The sequence below is a fragment of the Pararhodobacter zhoushanensis genome, from assembly GCF_003990445.1.
Lineage (GTDB): Bacteria > Pseudomonadota > Alphaproteobacteria > Rhodobacterales > Rhodobacteraceae > Pararhodobacter > Pararhodobacter zhoushanensis.
The window spans coordinates 1-17,172 of record NZ_REEZ01000010.1 but is presented as its reverse complement, the minus strand read 5'-3'; the positions used below and the strand labels follow the sequence as shown (position 1 = coordinate 17,172).

The window sequence follows — 17,172 nt, the reverse complement described above, 5'->3', positions numbered from 1 at the left end:
AGGCGAAGCCCGTCAGTGGAGGGCGGGCTTCGTCGCTTGCGCCGCTTTGCGGGTGCGGACCGGGGTGCGCGGGGCCTTTTTGGCTGGGGCGGTTGCCGGTTTGGCCGCTGCCGGTTTCGCGGCGGCTTTTGCCGGGGCCTTGCGCGGTGCAGCAGACGTGATGGCGGTCACCGAAGCCGAGGCGGCGGGTTTCACCGGCACTGTGCGCGGGATCGCCGGTTTCATCTGCTCGGCCTCCTGCGCCAGCGCGCGGGCGCTGTCATGCGGCATCATCTGCGCCCAGGCAGCCCAGACCCTTAGCGACTGCTCGACCTGCGCCTGCCAGATCTGTGTCCAGAAGGTGATCACCGGGGTGAACGTCCCGGCCGGGGGAATATCGTCGGACATGCTGTCCCTCCTCGTACCACGCGCGGATCGCGCCCGGGTATGAGGATAGCGGACAGTGGGGCAGCGGGGATTGATCCTGCGCAAGGACAGGCTGAATTCTCGGGGCCTGGCGCGGGTTTTGCCTGCGGTTTGCGCTTTTCGCTCAGACTGCGGGCAGCGGGAGTCAGATCTTGTGTTCCTCGACCGGCGGTTTCGAGCGCAGGAAGGCAAGGCTCTCGGCCAGATAGCCGGGGGGCAGATCGCGGCCGATGACCACGATACGCGTGGTCTTGTCATCCTCGGGCCAGTGGCTGAGCGGCACGGGCGGGTGGAAGATATGCTGCACGCCGTGCAGGGCGAAGGGGTGCTTCATGCCCTCGACATGCACCACGCCTTTCAGGCGCAGGATGTCGGCGGCGGCCGAGTTCATCAGCGATTCCAGCCACAAGTCGAAGACGATGGGCGAGATCGGCTCGGCAATCTCGACCGATTGCGAGCTGACCCGGCCATCGTGGCCGGGGCGCTGCACGGCAGAGGCGGTACTGGCGAAAAGCCCGTGCGATTGGCCGAAGGGGTCGGTGTTCTTGAGGCCACTCAGTGGCGGCAGGCTGGCCTTCTTGGGCGCGGCAGCGACCCAGGCGAGGGTCTGCGCGGCGCTGCTTTCCTGTTGCGGGGCGAGGCCAAACAGCAGCGTGGGGTCGATCTGGCCGTGGTCGGCGTGGTGCCGGGGCGCACCGGGGTTGATGGTGGCGAGGCGCTTTTCAAAGGCGGCCAGTTGGCTGGGTGTGACCAGATCGGCCTTGGTGACGATGATCCGGTCGGCCATGGCGATCTGCTGCACGGCCTCGAACTGGCTGTCCAGACTGTGCCCGCCGGTGGCGGCATCCGCGGTGGTCAGCACGCCATCGAGCGCGAAATCGTAAGACAGGTTGCCGTCCATCACCAGCGTCTGCACGATGGGGCCGGGATCGGCGATGCCGGTTGTCTCGATCACCACGCGGTCAAACGCGATCTCGCCCGCGTCGCGGCGCTCGCGCAGATCATTGAGCGTCTCGGCCAGATCGCCGCGTACGGTGCAGCACAGACAGCCCGAAGACATCAGCACCATGGTTTCGGTGGTGGACTCGATGAGGTCGTGATCCAGCCCGATCTCGCCGAACTCGTTGATCACCACGGCGGCCTTGTCCATGCCCGGATCGCGCAACAGGGCGTTGAGCAGCGTCGTCTTGCCCGAGCCGAGAAAGCCGGTCAGCAGGGTCACGGGGATCGGTGCGGGCATGGCTCGGGCTCCTGTTGTGGCGGGGCAGAGGTAAGCTGCCTCAGCGCGCTTGGCAACCGGGGCAGGGGGGCCTTGCCCCCCTCTGCGCGTGCCGCGCATTCACCCCCCAGGATATTTAGGGAGCAAAGAGCGGCGTTAGGGTTTTGTTAACCACGCCCCTCTTTGCTCGTCAAATATCCCGGGGGGAGTCGCGCCTTGCCGCGGCGGGGGGCTGGCCCCCCACCGGCTGTTCAGCCGGGCGCAGCGTCAGAGGGACGCGACAAATTCCGCCAGCAGCGCGTTGAACACCTCCGGCGTCTGGCGGAACGGCGCGTGGCCCGCACCCTCAACCCGCACAACCCCGCGCGACCACAGGGTCGGCGCGGTGAGCGTGTCGAAATACGGCGCCTGCAGGAACGGATCGTCAGCCCCGTTCACCACAGCGAAGGGCACCGACAGGCCTTCAACCACGCTGCGCTCGTCGATAAACCCTTGGGTCAGCGCCGAGTTGAACATGATTTCCCGCGCGCGCCCGTCCGTGCGTTTGACCATCGCCAGCAGATGCGGGTCGACCTGACCGTTCACCCCGCCGGTATGCAGCGCATAGCCCGTCGCCTCGGCATCTGAGAAGTCGCGCTTGGCGGTGAGGTTCTCGGCTTCGGGATCAATGTTGAACGCCGACATGAAGCTGTCGACCGAGGGCGCGACCGGCGGCGTACCGCTGATCATCAGCCCCGCCACCGGCGTGCCACGCCCGATCATCTCCAGCGCCGCATGCCCGCCCAGCGACCAGCCGAACACCGCCGGGGTCGTGACTTCCAGCGCCTTGAGCACCGCCTCGATTGCCGCCGCATAACCGGCGAAAGTATAGGTGCTCTCGGGATTGGGCGCGTCGGTTGAGGCGCCGTGCCCCGGCAGATCCGGCGCGATCAGGCGGTAACCGCTCAGCCCGGGCGCGGCGAACTGGGCGTCGAACACCTCCTTGCAGGCCGAGTTGCCGTGGATCAGCAACAGCGGCTTCCCGCCCCCGCCGGAATCACGCAGCGCAAGGGTTCCGAAGGGGGTGTCGATCTTCGTCTGGGTCATGGTGTGCTCCTGTGGTTCGCGCCACGATAGCGCGGTCTTCTACCGGATCACCAGCCGCAACAATGCCCTGACCCCCAGCCGCAGCCCCCCGCGCCCCAGCCGTCCCAGCAGCGGTGCGAGCAGCGCGACCCCCGACATCAGGACCGAGAACACCCCCGCCACAAGCGCCAATACCTCATCGCTCATACGCAGCCCCAGTCGCAGAAAGCGCGACTTGCCCAGCATCTCGAACGCCCCCACCGTGCGCGGCCCCAGCGCGTCCGAGGCCCGAGCGATCCGCGCCGCGTCGCCGGGGGTGTCGATAGACCCCATCAGGTGCAGCGCCTGCCGCGTGCCCAGCCGGGTGTTGAGCCGCCCCAGATCCTGCGCCACCTCAACCGCCGGGCGGATCACCGCTGGCCGCGCCAGTGCTGCCAACCCGTCCGCCGAGCGCACCGCCCGCAGCCCGCCCCAGTCCACGCCAAAGGTTACGGCGCGGCGGAACACGCCCAGAATATCGGGCGCCAGCCGCCCCATCCGATGCGCGACCCGTAGCAGGCCCGAGCCGATCTTCACCGTATAGGACGTCCCGCCCGAAACAACGACCAGCCCGGTCGCGGCGATGCCGACAAAGGCGATCCCCAGGTCGATCTGATCCACCGCATCGCCCGCCACATAATGCCCGCCCTCGCGCACCAGCGCGACCAGATCGCCCAGCACCGTCACATTCACCGCCACGCCGCAACTCAGCGCCGCGCTCAGCGCGCAGTCGCGCAGATCCCAGGCGCAAGCGGCACAGTCGAGGCCGGTGGCGATCCAGCCGTTATCCTCGTCGTCCAGCACCGCAATCCGCTCGGCCAGCGCTGCGGGCAAAACCACGTCCTGCGCCGCCGCCAGATCCTGCAGCGCGCCGATCACCACCCAGTCGCGCGGCTCCTCGCCCAGCCGTGCCTCGATCCGGGCGATCACCGCCTCGGGCGTCGCTTCGCGCGCCAGCCCGCGCTCATAGGCCGCCGCCAGCTGCGATTCCGTACGCTCGACAAACGGCGCCAGCCCCGGCGTGCGCGCCAGATCCAGCGCCCAATAGACGGTCCAGCCCAGCGAGATCACCGCAATCACCGCCAGTATCCCACGCTCGACCCGGCGGCGTTTGCGCGCTTTGGGGTCGGGAGGGCGGGGTTTGCGGCGCAGTAACATGTCCCGGCCACTGTGAGCGGTCAGGCGTTCAGGGGCAAGTCAGGACAACTTTACTCAAATCGTCCCTTCATCATTTGTCTGAAAATATCCTCAGGGGGGTGAGGGCCCGTTCGGGCCCGAGGGGGGCTGAAAGCCCCCCTGCGCGCCCAAAAGGCGCGCGCGGCGGGCGACCCCTCGATGGGGTCGCCCGCCGCCGCCTGCTCTTTAACGCCGTGAGCGCACCATGCCCACAATGTCATAGGTGCGATCCATGATCGGCCGCGCAATCGCATCCGCCCGGTCCGCGCCCTGACCCAGAATCGCGTCGATCTCGTCGGGCGCCTGCATCAGCCGTGCCATTTCGGTCGAAATCGGCGACAGCGACTCGACCGCCAGATCCGCCAGCTTCGGCTTGAACGCGCCAAAGCCCTGGCCTGCGTATTCCGCCAGCACCCCGTCCTTGGTCATGCCCGCCAGTGCCGCGTAGATGTTGACGAGGTTCTTCGCCTCGGGCCGGTCGGCCAGCGCGTCGAAACTGTCGGGCAGCGGCTCGGCGTCGGTTTTTGCCTTCCTGATCTTTTTCGAGATCGTATCGGCGTCATCCGTCAGGTTGATCCGCGAGGCGTCCGAGGGATCGGATTTCGACATCTTCTTGGTGCCGTCGCGCAGGCTCATCACCCGCGTCGCCGCGCCCTCGATCACCGGCTCGGTGATCGGGAAGAAATCGACCTTGTAGTCATGGTTGAACTTCGCCGCGATGTCGCGGGTCAGCTCGACATGCTGTTTCTGGTCCTCGCCCACCGGGACATGGGTGGCGTGGTAAAGCAGGATGTCGGCGGCCATCAGCGACGGATAGGCGAACAGGCCGAGCGAGGCTTTCTCGGCGTCCTTGCCGCTCGTCTTGTCCTTCCACTGCGTCATCCGGTTCATCCAGCCCATGCGGGCGACGCAGTTGAACACCCAGCCCAGCTCGGCATGGGCCGAGACCTGGCTCTGGTTGAACAGGATCGACTTCTTTGGGTCTAGCCCGGCGGCCAGATAGCCGGCGGCCAGTTCGCGGGTCTGGCGGCGCAGGGCGTCGGGGTCTTGCCAGACGGTGATCGCGTGCATGTCGACCATGCAGTAGATCGTCTCGATCCCCTGATCCTGCATTTCGACAAAGCGTTTGATCGCGCCCAGATAATTGCCCAGCGTCAACCCGCCCGAGGGTTGGATGCCCGAGAAGACGCGCGGCTTGAACTTGGCGTTCGGGGTTGCGGCGCCCGTGGAAGTGTCAGCCATAGACGTCACTCCGTGGTGGAAAACATACGCCTGTTCGCTTATCGCTGGCACGGCGGGGCGTCAACCGACCCCGCAGGAGCCCCCATGACCGACCAAGATCAGAACGACGCCGACGAGCAGCTGTTGCGCGATCTCAATTCCTCGCCGATCAACCCGTTGCCGGGGGTGGTCTGGCTCTTGGTGCTGGCTGTGCTGGGGGTCGAGGCGGTGCTCAGCGCCGCCGGATACGGGCTGATCGGCGGGCCGCAGGGCGTTGGCTGGCGGTTGTCGGCGATCCAGCGCTTTGGCTTTTCCAGCGGCATTCAGGGCTGGATGCTGGAGACCCGGCAGTTCCCGCCGCAACATCTGCTGCGCTATGTGACCTTCCCCTTCATCCACGGCTCGCCCATGCACGCGCTCTTTGGCGTCGTGCTGCTGGCCGCGCTGGGCAAGATGGTCGGCGAGCGTTTCGGGGCGCTGCGGTTTCTGGTGCTGGCGCTGGTTGTGCCCATCGTGGCGGCGGCGATCTTCGGGCTCATTCTGGGTGATGACCAGCTGGGCTGGCTGTTCGGCGCGATGCCCATGGTCTTTGCGCTGGTCGGCGGCATGACATGGCTGCGCTGGCGCGATGCGGGCGGCGACCGCGACAAGCAACGCCGGGCCTTCGCGCTGATCGCAGCGCTGATGGGCGCGCGTCTGGCCTTTGGCCTGATCGCCGAGACCGGACCTGCCTGGATTGCCGAGCTGTCGGCGTTCGGCCTGGGCTTTGCCGCCTCGGCGCTGGTGCTGGGGCCGGGCAGCTGGCAACGATTGCGCGCAAAAATTCGCGCATGATCTGACTTGTTCGATGGAACCGACGCCGTAGAGTAGGCGTTGGATCGTTCAAAAGGAGATCACACTATGGGTATGGGATGGATCGGCGCGATCATCGTCGGCGGTTTTGCTGGCTGGTTTGCGTCCAAGTTCATGAATTCAAACACTGGGGTGTTGGTTAACATCATCCTCGGGATCATCGGCGCTGCCGTGGCCAGCTTTCTGTTCGGCCTGCTCGGCGTCAGCTTTTCGGGCATCCTTGGATACCTCATCGCCGGTTTCGTCGGCGCGTCGCTGCTGATCTTTATCGGCCGACGGGTATTCTGACCCCGGTTTTCTAAACGGCTTTCACCGCTGCCTTTTCATGGCAGCGGTGAAATCCGACAGCTTGAAGGCGCCGATCAGCGCGCCGAGTCCGAAGTAGGACACGACGCCGATCGCCACCAGCAGCAGCACACCCAGATAACGCCAGCCTGCCGCCCCGATCATCGGGGCAAGCGGGATTTGCGCGAACCACACCACCGCCCCCATCATCAGCGACGCCGCGATGATCCGCGGCGCACGGCTGCGCAACCGGTCGTCAAACCGCGCCGCCTCGCCCATCGAGCGGCTGCCGAGCCAGAGTTGCCAGACCATCACCCAAGCGGCGACCGAGGTGGCAATCGCAGCGGCGATATAGCCGACCACAAAGGCCAGACCCACGGCCAGCGCCGCGTTCACCACCATCGAGATAAGGGCATAGTTGAACGGGCTGCGGGTATCCTCACGCGCGAAGAACAGCGGTTGCAGGGTCTTTTGCAGCACAAAGGCGGGCAGGCCGATGCCGTAAACGGCGACGGCCAGCGCGGTGGCGGCGGTATCCTCGGGCCCGAAGCGCCCGCGCTCGAACAGCACGGCGGTCAGCGGCACGGCGGCAGCGACCAGCGCCACGGCCGAGGGCAGGGTCAGCGCCAGTGCGAATTCGGTCGCGCGGCTGAAGCTGTGGCGGGCACCGGCGGTGTCATTGGCCTTCAGGCGGCGCGACAGATCGGGCAGCAGCACGACGCCAATCGCGATGGCGACGACGCCCAGCGGCAGCTGATACAGGCGGTCGGCGTTATAGAGCCACGCCACCGCATCGCCGAAATAGCTGCTGACCTGACGGCCCACCAACAGGTTGACCTGCACCACGCCGCCCGCCAGCATGGCAGGCGCGGCGACGATGGCCAGATGCTTCATCTCGGGTGTGAAGCGCGGCAGGCGGGGTCGCAAAGTAATGCCCGCGCGGTGCGCCGCCCACCAGACCAGTGCCAGCTGGGCGATGCCAGCGACCGGGATTGCCCAGGTGATCGCAAGGCCGGGGTCAAAGCCCATCAGCGGATCGGATTGCAGCGCCATCGCACCGGCCAGCGCGCCGATGAAGATCAGGTTCAACAAGACGGGGGCCGCCGCAGCGGCGGCAAAGCGGCCCGTCGCGTTCAGCACGCCCGAGGCCAGCGCGGCCAGCGAGATGAACAAGATGTACGGGAACGCGATGCGGCCATAGAGCACCGCCAGATCAAAGCGCTCGTCGCCGCGAAAGCCCGACGCCATCGCCAGCACCAGCCACGGCATCGCCACCTGGGCGATCAGCGTTATGACCAGAACGAGGCTGGCCAGCCCGGCAAAAGCGTCGCGCGCGAAGCCTTCGGCATCGTCGCCCGCCTCGTATTTCTTCGAGAACATCGGCACGAAGGCGGTGTTGAACGCCCCTTCGGCAAAGAAGCGGCGGAACATGTTGGGCAGCGAGAAGGCCACGATGAACGCCTGCGCGGCGGGGCCGGTGCCCAGCACGGCGGCGATCCACGCGTCGCGCACAAAGCCCAGGACGCGGCTGGCCAGAGTCCAGCCGCCGACGGTAGCAAAGCCCTTGATCAGGCGGATTGGCGTCACGATGACCCCTTGGGTGTCAAGATTGGGTTAAGATCTGCGGAGGAACCGGCGTGCTCACGCCAGTTCGGCCCGTTGTACGCCAGCTTCGATCGCGGCGTGGAGTTTTTTCTCAAGCGCCTCTTGGCGCGATTTGGTGTGCAGTTTCAGCCCGAACATGTCTTTCACATAGAAGCTGTCGACCACCTGCACGCCGTAAGTCGCGATCACGGCGCTGGCGATATACACGTTGTTGGCCGCCAGCGTGCGGGTCAGGTCATAGAGCAGGCCGGGGCGGTCGCGGGTATCGACCTCGATGATGGTGTAGATATCCGAGCCGTCATTGTCGAAGACGATCTTGGTCGGCACGCGAAAGCCGCGCTCGCGTTTCTTGACCTTGTCGCGGTCCTTGAGCGCCTGAGTCGCGACGACTTCACCGGCAAAGGTGCGCTCGATCATCTTGCGCAGCCGGGGCTGGCGCGCGGCCTCATAGGGGCGGCCATCGGCGTCTTGTATCCAGAATTCGGCGGTCGCGTAGCCGTCCTTGGATGTGTAGGTGCGCGCATCGACGATGTTGGCCCCGACCAGCGCCAAGGCCCCCGACAGGCGCGAGAAGATCCCCGGATGATCCGCCAGCGCGAAACAGGCGCGGGTGGCGTCGCGGGCGTCATCGAGATGCAGGTCGATGCGGATCTCGCTGTCGGAAATCCCGCGCAACAGGTTGGCAAAGACGACATGGGTTTCGGTCATCAGCCCCTGCCAATAGGGGCCGTAATGGCGCGCGGTCTCGGCGCGCAGCTCGGCGCGGGGCCAGTCGGCCAGCGCATCCCGCAGGGCGCGCTTTGCCTCGTTCTCGCGGTGCGAGCGGTTCAGCGCCTCGGCCCCGCCTTCGAGCGCATCGGCGGTCCCGGCGTGCAGCTGGCGCAGCAGCATGGCTTTCCAGTTGTTCCACGTCCCCGGACCCACGCCGCGAATGTCGCAGACGGTGAGCACGGTCAGCAGGTCCAGCCGTTTGCGGGTCTTCACCGCCTTGGCGAAGTCGCGGATGGTGCGCGGGTCGCCGATGTCGCGCTTTTGCGCCACGTCGGACATGAGCAGGTGATGGCGCACCAGCCATTCGACGGTTTCGCTTTCCTCGGCGGTCAGGCCCAGACGGGGGGCAACGCGGCGGGCGATCTGGGCACCAAGGATCGAGTGGTCCTCGGGCCAGCCCTTGCCGATGTCGTGCAGCAAGAGCGCGACGAACAGAACCTTGCGGTTGATGCCCGCGTCCAGAATTTTGGACGACAGCGGCAGTTCTTCGATCAGCTCCTTCCGCTCGATCTGGGCAAGGGTGCTGATGCACTGGATGATATGCTCGTCCACCGTGTAGTGGTGGTAGACGTTGAATTGCATCATCGCCACGATGGATTCAAATTCGGGGATGAACGCGCCCAGCACGCCCAGCTCGTTCATCCGCCGCAGCGCCCGCTCTGGGTTGCCGTGCTTGAGCATCAGATCCATGAAAATGCGCTTGGCTTCGGGCGTTTCGCGCAGGTCGGCGTCGATGCGGTGCAGGTTGGCGGCGATCAGGCGCATCGCGTCGGGGTGGATCAGCAACCCGGTGCGCAGCGCTTCTTCAAAGATGCGCAGCAGGTTCAGCGGATCGGCCAGAAAGGTCTGCGGGTCTTCCAGATTGATCCGGTTCAGATCGACGCGGTAGCCCGGCTTGACCTTGCGGCGGCGGCGCAACAGGCGCAGCAGATCGGGCGCGCGCTTGACGTGCCGGGCCTCAAGCGCGGTCAGGAAGATGCGCGTCAGCTCACCGACATGGGTGGCGTGGCGGAAATAGGCCTGCATGAAATGCTCGACCGCGCGGCGGCCGCCGTGATCGGTATAGCCCATCCGCTCGGCCACATCGGGCTGCATGTCGAAGGACAGGGTATCGACGGCCCGGCCGTTCAGGTGGTGCAGATGGCAGCGCACGGCCCACAGAAACGTCTCGGCGTCGCGGAAATTGCGGTATTCGGCTTCGGTGAAGAAGCCCAGCCCGACCAGCTCAGCGGCCTTTTGCACGCCGTGGATATATTTGGCGATCCAGTAGAGCGTTTGCAGGTCGCGCAGCCCGCCTTTGCCCTCTTTCACGTTGGGTTCCAGCATATAGCGCTGGCCACCCTGCTTGCGGTGGCGTTCCGAGCGCTCGGCCAGCTTGGCCTCGACAAAGTCGGACTGGGTATTGGCAAACAGGTCTTTCCACAGCCGCGAGGTCAGCCCGCGCGCCAGCACGGCGTTGCCGGTCAGATAGCGGGTCTCCAGCAGGGCGGTGCGGATGGTGTAATCTTCGCGGCCCAGGCGCAGGCAATCTTCCACCGTGCGGGTGGAATGCCCGATCTTCAGCTTGAGATCCCACAGGATATAGAGCGTGGATTCGATCACGCTTTCGGCCCAGCCGGTGACCTTGTGCGGCGTCAGGAACAGCAGATCCACATCCGACTGCGGGGCCATTTCGGCCCGGCCATAGCCGCCGACGGCCATCACCGCCATGCGCTGACCCTTGGTCGGCGTGCCGTTCTTGTGCAGGTTCAGCTGGGCGACCTGCAACGCGGCCGTAACAACCACATCGGTCAGCCATGTCTGCGCACGCACATACGAGCGCGCATCGCGGGGGGCCTTGGCAAACGCGGCCTGCAGCGTGGCGTTGCCCTGCCGCAGCACATCGCCCAGCGTGGCGACAGTGAAAGCGCGGATGTCGCGGGCCTCGGTCAGCGGGCCAAGGCCTTCGGTCAAGGTCTGGTCCAGCGCGTCGAGGTCGCACAGCTCGGCCTCGGCGACCAGCATCAGGTCGCCGGGGGCAGGGGCGGGGGGCAGGGCGTAGAGACGTTCAACCGCCAAGGCAGCGGTGCGGCCAGCAGCGGGGGCGGTGTGGGGCACGATCAGCCTCTTACGTCCCCGGAATGACGAAGCTGCGCGGCGCCGGGTCCAAGATGACCACCGCGTTGTCGCGGATCGTCGCCACGGCCAGACCGCGCTGGTTGGTGCCATCCGGCAGCAGGCGGAACACGCCATTCACGCCGACAAAGCCCGATGCCTGCGTCAGCGATTCACGCGACAGGGCGTCCGGTGCGCCGCTGCCGAGCAGGGCGCCGATGGCCGCGATGCCGTCATAGGCCAGCCCGGCGATCGGGTGCGGTGTGCTGCCGTAAGCGGCCTGATAGCGCGCCTCGAACTGTTGGGTGACGGTGGGGTCGGGCAGGGTGAACCAGCCCTCTTGCAGCCCGCGCAGTTGCAGCGTGGCGGCAGGGACGTTCCATTGCGTCACGCCCATGAACTGGAATTGCGGCCCCGAGATCCGGTTGTCGGGCAGCAGTTGCGCCAGAATCGGCAGGGCCCCGGCGCTGTCAGCGGTGAACAACAGCGACTGTGCGCCCGACGAGCGGGCGGTCGAGGCCAGCGTCGGCAGCGCGTTGACGATGCCCTGCTGCGAGAATTCATAGGTCTCGGTCGCGACGATCTGGCTGCCGGTGCTTGCGGCGGCGCGGTTGACGGCGGCAAGCATCAGCTCGCCAGCCGTGGTGCGCTCACCGATGATCATCACCCGGCCCCGGCCCTGCGCGGCGACATAATCGAGCACGCGGCGCGCGGCGTTGTCGGGCGTCAGGCCCAGCACGAAGACGTTGTTGCCCGCAATGGCGGGGTTGTTCGAGAAGCTGAGCACGGAAAGGCCCGTGCCGGATACCGCGGTGCCAACCGCCGCGGCTTCGGCGCCATGAACCGGGCCCAGAATGATCCGCGCGCCGTCACTGGCGGCTTGCTGCGCGACCTGCGCGGCAACGGCGGGATCGCCTTGGGTGGCATAGACCCGCAGGTCGATCTGAACGCCCGACAGATCCGCCACCGCCATGCGGGCGGCGTTTTCCAGATTGGTGGCAAGAATGTCATTGCCCTGCGTGGTCGACCCGCCCGGAACCAGCAGCGCCACGACGACCGGCGCATTGGGATCAACGCGCGGCGTGCCGCTCATGCCGCCAAGGTTGATCGGACCGCAGGCGGCAAGCGCCATCAGGCCAACCAGCGCCGCGCGGCGCGACAGGCGGGAAACAAAACGACGGGTGGGGGATTGCGCGCGCATCGAAGTCCTCTCAACGGCGTTTTGACAAGGGCGGGTTGCAGCGGCTTGCACCGCGGGCAACAGTATTGAACACACACAGTGAAGTAAACGTGTCTCTGGAGCCGATATGACCGATGCGCAAGACCCGAGCGATGACGATCTGCGGCTTTCCGCCGGGGAACAGGGCCCCGCACCGCTGGACTGGGCCGCTGGCCCGGCCAAGGTGCTGCCGGGGCTGCACCTGCTCTCAACCCCGATCGGGGCCGCGCGTGACATCACGCTGCGGGCGCTCGACCTGCTGGCCAAGGCCGATGTGCTCGCGGCCGAGGATACGCGCACGCTGCGGCGGCTGATGGAGATCCACGGCATCCGCATCGACGGCCGCCCGATGATCCCCTACCACGACCACAACGGCGCACAGGCCCGGCCCCGGATCATGGGGCTGCTGGCCGAGGGCAAGTCCGTCGCCTACGCCAGCGAGGCCGGCACCCCGCTGGTCGCCGACCCCGGTTTCCAGCTGGCCCGGGCCGCGATTGCCGAGGGATATACGGTGCTGGCCGCGCCCGGCGCGTCAGCCGTGCTGACGGCGCTGGCGGTGGGCGGGTTGCCGACGGACCGCTTTTGTTTTCTGGGTTTTCCGCCCTCGCAGGGGGCGGCACGACAGCATTGGCTGGAAGAGGTGATGGCGATCCCGGCGACGCTGGTGATGTATGAATCGCCCAAGCGCATTCACCGATTGTTAGATGATTTGAAGCAGCATGAAGGGAGAGAGGCGGCGCTGTGCCGTGAACTCACCAAACGGTTTGAAGAGGTGATTCGAGGGACGCTCGGGTCCGTGGCCGCAGATATTGCGGGGCGTGACCTGAAGGGCGAGATCGTTTTGCTGGTCGGGCGGGCTGAGGCAGAGACCGGCGATGCGGTGGATCTGGACGCGATGCTGCGCGCGGCGCTGGCAGGTGAGAGCCTGCGTGAGGCGGTCGCCGCAGTGACCGAGGCAACAGGGCTGCCCCGGCGGCAGGTGTATCAACGGGCGCTGGCGCTCGGAAAGGACGGGAACGGATGAGCGGGGCGGTTTCGTATCATGCAGGGCTCGCGGCTGAGGATCAGGTCGCGCGCGACTATCAGCGGCGGGGATTTCCGGTGGCGGCGCATCGCTGGCGTGGCAAGGGCGGGGAAATCGACCTCGTGGCGCAGGACGGTGAGGGCTATGTTTTCGTCGAGGTCAAGAAAAGCCGCAGCCACGCGCGCGCGGCGGAACGGCTGTCACAACGGCAGATGCGCCGGCTTTATGATGCGGCGGCAGAGTTTCTGGGCGGTTGTCCCAAAGGGCTGAACACACAGGCCCGGTTTGATGTGGCGCTGATTGACGCTCAGGGCCGGATCGAGATCGTCGAAAACGCGCTTTGCGCCTGAGTCTTCCCGCGTAATCACAGGTCTGTTGCTGCAATGCAGGGTCTGGGTGATTGAAACTTTCGTGCGGCTGCGCCATCTATCCCCCGTGGGCAAACCGCCCCCAGCGGAAAAGCAGGAGATGTCATGGCGTTGCGTGTCGCTTTCCAGATGGACCCGATCGAGGGCGTCAACATCAATGCGGACAGCTCTTTCCGGCTGGCCGAAGAGGCGCAGGCGCGGGGTCATGAGCTGTGGGTCTATACGCCCGACAAGCTGACGTTCGATGAGGGCAGGGTCGTCGCGCGGGCGCGGTCGCTGCGCGTGAAGCGCGTGCAGGGCGATCATGCCGAGCTGGGCGCGGAAGAACGGCTGGATCTGTCGACGATGGATGTGATCTGGCTGCGTCAGGACCCGCCGTTTGACATGGCCTATATCACCTCGACGCACCTGCTGGACATGCTGCGCGACAAGGTGCTGATCGCGAATGATCCGTTCTGGGTGCGTAACTACCCGGAAAAGCTGCTGGTTTTGCAGTTTCAGGATCTGACGCCGCCGACGATGATCGCGCGCAATCTGGATGAAATCCGCGATTTCAAGCACCGCCATGGCGACATCATTCTCAAGCCGCTTTACGGCAATGGCGGAGCGGGGGTGTTCCGGCTGGACGCGGGCGACCGCAACCTGTCGTCGCTGCATGAGCTGTTCACCGGATTTTCACGCGAGCCGCTCATTGTGCAGAAATTCCTGCCGGCGGTGTCCAAGGGCGACAAACGGGTGATCCTGATCAACGGCGAGCCGATTGGCGCGATCAACCGGGTTCCGGCCGAAGGCGAGACGCGCTCGAACATGCATGTCGGCGGGCGGCCCGAAAAGGTCGGTCTGACCGACCGTGACCGCGAGATTTGCGCGGCCATCGGTCCCTTGCTGCGCGAGAAGGGTCAGATCTTTGTCGGCATCGACGTGATCGGCGACTGGCTGACCGAGATCAACGTGACCTCGCCGACCGGCATTCAGGAGCTGGAGCGGTTCGACGGACTCAACGTGGCCGCCCGGATCTGGGAGGTCCTTGAGGAAAAGCGGGCCAGCTCATGAGTTGGCAGGCCGAGGTTGTTCGTGTCGTCGCCCGCAAGGTGACGCGCCGTGCGCTGGCACGTCAGCGCGACCCGGCCATCGCCCGTGCCGATTTCGAACGCCTTTCCGGCCGCGTTTTCCGCGCGCCGCCCGGCTCGCTGGCGCTTGCGGGCACCGCTGGCGTCCCCGGTCTGTGGGTCAGCAACAGGCCGCAGGGCGAGAGTGTCGTGCTCTATTTCCACGGTGGCGCCTATGTGATGGGCAGCCCGCGGACCCACACCGGCATCGCCGCCGCTATCGCCCTGCGCACCGGCGCGCGGGTGTTCTTACCGGACTATCGCCTGGCCCCCGAGCATCCGTTTCCCGCCGCCTTTGATGACGCCGTCGCAACCTATGACGCGCTGGTCGCGCTGGGGTCGCGGCCTGAAAACATCGTTCTGGGCGGAGATTCAGCGGGGGGCGGGCTGGCTTTGGCGCTGCTTGGGCATCTGTGCCGCGAGGGTCGGCCCCCGGCTGGTCTGTTTGCCTTTTCGCCCTGGACTGATCTGACCTTTGCCGGGGCCTCGCTGGTGACCAACGCCTCACGCGAGCAGGTGCTGCCCGCGCACCGCCTGACCGAAACGCGCAATCTGATCCTGGGCAGCGCAAAGCCGCAAGATACCAACGACCCCCGGCTGTCGCCACTGCAGGCCAGCTTTCCCGCACCGCCGCCGGTGATGCTGCACGCCGCCCAGTCCGAGATCCTGCGCGACGATACGCAACGCATGCGGGGCCGTCTGCCCAACGCCGAGATCCGCATCGCGGGCGATCTGCCGCACGCCTGGCCGATGCTGCACCGCTGGCTGCCCGAGGCGCGCGAGACGCTGGATCAGACCGCCGCGTTCATCCGCCAGTGTCTGCCGCAGACAGCCGAAAGCTGACCGCCTCGGCCACATGCGGCAGGCGGACGGTGGCGCTGGCGTCCAGATCCGCGATGGTGCGCGCGACGCGCATCACCCGGTGATACCCGCGTGCGGTCAGGCCGAACCGGTCGGCGACCCTGGCCAGCAATGCGCGCCCGTCGGCATCGGGCGCGGCGATCTCGTCCAGCAGCGCGCCTTCGGCATCGGCATTCACATGCACGTTCGGATGCTCGGTAAAGCGCGCGTCCTGCAGATTGCGCGCCCGCGCGACGCGGGCTGCGATCTGCGCCGAGGTCTCGCCGGTGGCAGGCAGGTCGAGGTCGGACCAGCCGACAGGCGGCACCTCGATCCGCAGATCGAAGCGGTCCATCAGCGGGCCGGATATCCGCCCGAGATAATCCTCACCACAGCCCGGCGCGCGCGCGCATGCGCGGCTGGCATCCCCCAGATAGCCGCAGCGGCAGGGGTTTGCGGCGGCGATCAGCAGGAAGCGGCAGGGGTAGCGGGTGTGGGCATTGGCGCGGGCGACGACGACCTCGCCGGTCTCGATCGGCTGGCGCAGGGTTTCGAGCACGGTGCGGGGGAATTCGGGGAACTCGTCGAGGAACAGTACGCCGTTGTGCGCGAGGCTGATTTCGCCGGGCTTGGCCCCCTTGCCCCCGCCGACAATGGCCGCGACCGAGGCCGTGTGATGCGGCTCGCGGAACGGGCGGCTGCGCGAGATGCCGCCTTCGTCCAGCAATCCGGCGAGCGAGTGAATCATCGACGTTTCAAGGGCTTCCATCGGGGAAAGCGGCGGCAACAGCCCCGGCATCCGCGCCGCCAGCATGGATTTGCCTGAGCCGGGCGCGCCGACCATGATCACGTGATGCCGCCCAGCTGCGGCGATTTCCAGCGCGCGTTTGGCGCGTTCCTGGCCCTTCACGTCATGCATGTCGCGGGCGCCGGGGTCGGTGACGACCTCGCCGGGTTGGGCGCGGGGCAGCGGCGTCTGACCGGTGAAATGGTGGATGGCGTCTTGCAGCGTGGCGGGGGCGAAGACCTGCGCCGCGCCGACCCACGCGGCCTCGGCCCCGCAGGCGCGGGGGCAGATCAGCGTATGCCCGGCACTGGCGGCAGCCATGGCGGCGGGAAGCGCGCCGACCACCGGAACCAGCGCGCCGTCCAGCGCCAGTTCGCCCAGCGAGACGCTGCCCGCCAGCTCATCGGCGGGGATCACATCGAGCGCGGCGAGCAGCGCAAGCGCGATGGGCAGGTCGAAATGCGAGCCCTCTTTGGGTAAGTCGGCGGGGGACAGGTTCACCGTGATGCGGCGGGGCGGCAAGGCGATGGAGAGCGACGACAGGGCGGCGCGGACCCGTTCGCGGGCCTCGGACACCGCCTTGTCGGGCAGGCCGACGACATGGAAGGCGGGCAGGCCGGGGGTGAGGACGCATTGCGCCTCGACCAGACGGGCCTCGATCCCGTCGAAGGCCACGGTGCGCGCGCGTGCCAGCATTGCGTGTCTCGCCCCATCCATCGCCAGAGGATCGGCGTTGACCGGTTAGGAAAGGGTTAACGGAGGGTGCCCTTCTTCAGGCTCGGCACGCCCGCGAGAGGCGGTAGCGCCGCTTGACCCGATGATCGCTAGGGGCGCGCACTGCGGCCCTGCCTGTCAGGGGTGTTGCGCACCGAGGCTGCGCGACTTCGCGTTGGCACTACGGGTTCTGCGCTGTGCCGGGTGGCGCGCGACGAGCGGCCAAAAGAAACGGCGCGCGAGGTTTCCCCCGCGCGCCGATGGGTCCGGTAAGGTGGGGTTAAACCCCACCCTACGCAATCACTTCAGAATCTTCGAGACGACGCCTGCACCGACGGTACGGCCGCCTTCGCGGATGGCGAAGCGCAGTTTCTCTTCC

Annotated in this window: 16 protein-coding genes; 6 read left to right on the top strand and 10 right to left on the bottom strand. The window is 66.8% G+C overall.

Annotated features, from left to right (window positions below):
- Window positions 1-12: 12 nt before the first annotated feature.
- The 5 genes from EAE28_RS17995 to trpS all read right to left on the bottom strand — a co-directional run bounded on the left by EAE28_RS17995 (window position 13) and on the right by trpS (window position 5,146).
- Window positions 13-387 carry a hypothetical protein gene (locus EAE28_RS17995; protein ID WP_127108865.1) on the bottom strand — a complete coding sequence of 125 codons (375 nt, stop codon included), beginning with the start codon at window positions 385-387 and terminating at the stop codon, window positions 13-15.
- A 163-nt stretch (window positions 388-550) separates the two neighbouring features.
- Entirely contained in the window at window positions 551-1,645 is a 1,095-nt protein-coding gene (locus EAE28_RS17990; protein WP_127108863.1) for a CobW family GTP-binding protein, read from the bottom strand.
- A gap of 246 nt (window positions 1,646-1,891) precedes the next feature.
- Window positions 1,892-2,710, bottom strand: coding sequence for an alpha/beta fold hydrolase (locus tag EAE28_RS17985; protein ID WP_127108861.1), 819 nt, complete (start codon window positions 2,708-2,710; stop codon window positions 1,892-1,894).
- Between the two features lie 39 nt (window positions 2,711-2,749).
- The gene (locus EAE28_RS17980; protein ID WP_127108859.1) at window positions 2,750-3,886 is read right to left on the bottom strand and encodes a hypothetical protein; all 1,137 of its coding nucleotides are present in this window, start codon (window positions 3,884-3,886) and stop codon (window positions 2,750-2,752) included.
- A 204-nt stretch (window positions 3,887-4,090) separates the two neighbouring features.
- Window positions 4,091-5,146: a tryptophan--tRNA ligase gene (gene trpS, locus EAE28_RS17975; protein WP_127108857.1), complete on the bottom strand. Its 1,056-nt coding sequence runs from the start codon at window positions 5,144-5,146 to the stop codon at window positions 4,091-4,093.
- Window positions 5,147-5,230: 84 nt separating this feature from the next.
- Between trpS and EAE28_RS17970 the strand changes: the two genes are divergently transcribed.
- Together EAE28_RS17970 and EAE28_RS17965 are read left to right on the top strand one after the other, a co-directional pair.
- Window positions 5,231-5,959 (top strand): rhomboid family intramembrane serine protease, encoded by a 729-nt coding sequence (locus EAE28_RS17970; protein ID WP_127108855.1) that lies wholly within the window; start codon window positions 5,231-5,233, stop codon window positions 5,957-5,959.
- A 66-nt stretch (window positions 5,960-6,025) separates the two neighbouring features.
- A complete protein-coding gene (locus tag EAE28_RS17965; RefSeq protein ID WP_127108853.1) occupies window positions 6,026-6,265 on the top strand; it encodes a GlsB/YeaQ/YmgE family stress response membrane protein in 240 nt (79 codons plus the stop codon).
- Between the two features lie 21 nt (window positions 6,266-6,286).
- Here the strand turns inward: EAE28_RS17965 and murJ are convergent, their stop codons facing one another.
- From murJ to EAE28_RS17950, 3 genes are all read right to left on the bottom strand, one after another.
- Window positions 6,287-7,849: a murein biosynthesis integral membrane protein MurJ gene (gene murJ, locus EAE28_RS17960; protein ID WP_127108851.1), complete on the bottom strand. Its 1,563-nt coding sequence runs from the start codon at window positions 7,847-7,849 to the stop codon at window positions 6,287-6,289.
- A 54-nt stretch (window positions 7,850-7,903) separates the two neighbouring features.
- A complete protein-coding gene (locus tag EAE28_RS17955; RefSeq protein ID WP_127109107.1) occupies window positions 7,904-10,642 on the bottom strand; it encodes a [protein-PII] uridylyltransferase in 2,739 nt (912 codons plus the stop codon).
- 103 nt (window positions 10,643-10,745) lie between these two features.
- Window positions 10,746-11,933 (bottom strand): penicillin-binding protein activator, encoded by a 1,188-nt coding sequence (locus EAE28_RS17950; protein ID WP_127108849.1) that lies wholly within the window; start codon window positions 11,931-11,933, stop codon window positions 10,746-10,748.
- Between the two features lie 106 nt (window positions 11,934-12,039).
- Here EAE28_RS17950 and rsmI point away from each other — a divergent pair, with 106 nt between their 5' ends.
- From rsmI to EAE28_RS17930, 4 genes are all read left to right on the top strand, one after another.
- Entirely contained in the window at window positions 12,040-12,975 is a 936-nt protein-coding gene (rsmI, locus tag EAE28_RS17945) for a 16S rRNA (cytidine(1402)-2'-O)-methyltransferase (protein ID WP_127108847.1), read from the top strand.
- Complete coding sequence (locus tag EAE28_RS17940; protein WP_127108845.1) at window positions 12,972-13,325, top strand: YraN family protein; 354 nt, start codon at window positions 12,972-12,974, stop codon at window positions 13,323-13,325. The genes rsmI and EAE28_RS17940 overlap by 4 nt, the downstream gene beginning before the upstream one ends.
- Before the next feature lie 129 nt (window positions 13,326-13,454).
- Window positions 13,455-14,396, top strand: a complete 942-nt coding sequence (gene gshB / locus EAE28_RS17935) for a glutathione synthase (RefSeq protein ID WP_127109105.1) — start codon at window positions 13,455-13,457, stop codon at window positions 14,394-14,396.
- Complete coding sequence (locus tag EAE28_RS17930; RefSeq protein ID WP_127108843.1) at window positions 14,393-15,295, top strand: alpha/beta hydrolase; 903 nt, start codon at window positions 14,393-14,395, stop codon at window positions 15,293-15,295. Before gshB ends, EAE28_RS17930 begins: the two co-directional genes overlap by 4 nt.
- Here EAE28_RS17930 and EAE28_RS17925 read toward each other — a convergent pair.
- Both EAE28_RS17925 and EAE28_RS17920 read right to left on the bottom strand, forming a co-directional pair.
- The gene (locus EAE28_RS17925; RefSeq protein WP_127108841.1) at window positions 15,258-16,775 is read right to left on the bottom strand and encodes a YifB family Mg chelatase-like AAA ATPase; all 1,518 of its coding nucleotides are present in this window, start codon (window positions 16,773-16,775) and stop codon (window positions 15,258-15,260) included. The genes EAE28_RS17930 and EAE28_RS17925 overlap by 38 nt on opposite strands.
- 318 nt (window positions 16,776-17,093) lie before the next feature.
- The coding region (locus EAE28_RS17920; RefSeq protein WP_164736703.1) for an EF-Tu C-terminal domain-related protein at window positions 17,094-17,172 on the bottom strand (79 nt) is incomplete at its 5' end.

Excerpts from the sequence above, each read along its gene's own strand:
- EAE28_RS17995 (WP_127108865.1), bottom strand. The coding sequence starts at position 387 with ATGTCCGACGATATTCCCCCGGCCGGGACGTTCACCCCGGTGATCACC.
- EAE28_RS17990 (WP_127108863.1), bottom strand. The coding sequence starts at position 1,645 with ATGCCCGCACCGATCCCCGTGACCCTGCTGACCGGCTTTCTCGGCTCG.
- EAE28_RS17985 (WP_127108861.1), bottom strand. The coding sequence starts at position 2,710 with ATGACCCAGACGAAGATCGACACCCCCTTCGGAACCCTTGCGCTGCGT.
- EAE28_RS17980 (WP_127108859.1), bottom strand. The coding sequence starts at position 3,886 with ATGTTACTGCGCCGCAAACCCCGCCCTCCCGACCCCAAAGCGCGCAAA.
- trpS (WP_127108857.1), bottom strand. The coding sequence starts at position 5,146 with ATGGCTGACACTTCCACGGGCGCCGCAACCCCGAACGCCAAGTTCAAG.
- EAE28_RS17970 (WP_127108855.1), top strand. The coding sequence starts at position 5,231 with ATGACCGACCAAGATCAGAACGACGCCGACGAGCAGCTGTTGCGCGAT.
- EAE28_RS17965 (WP_127108853.1), top strand. The coding sequence starts at position 6,026 with ATGGGTATGGGATGGATCGGCGCGATCATCGTCGGCGGTTTTGCTGGC.
- EAE28_RS17955 (WP_127109107.1), bottom strand. The coding sequence starts at position 10,642 with ATGCTGGTCGCCGAGGCCGAGCTGTGCGACCTCGACGCGCTGGACCAG.
- EAE28_RS17950 (WP_127108849.1), bottom strand. The coding sequence starts at position 11,933 with ATGCGCGCGCAATCCCCCACCCGTCGTTTTGTTTCCCGCCTGTCGCGC.
- rsmI (WP_127108847.1), top strand. The coding sequence starts at position 12,040 with ATGACCGATGCGCAAGACCCGAGCGATGACGATCTGCGGCTTTCCGCC.
- EAE28_RS17940 (WP_127108845.1), top strand. The coding sequence starts at position 12,972 with ATGAGCGGGGCGGTTTCGTATCATGCAGGGCTCGCGGCTGAGGATCAG.
- EAE28_RS17930 (WP_127108843.1), top strand. The coding sequence starts at position 14,393 with ATGAGTTGGCAGGCCGAGGTTGTTCGTGTCGTCGCCCGCAAGGTGACG.
- EAE28_RS17925 (WP_127108841.1), bottom strand. The coding sequence starts at position 16,775 with ATGCTGGCACGCGCGCGCACCGTGGCCTTCGACGGGATCGAGGCCCGT.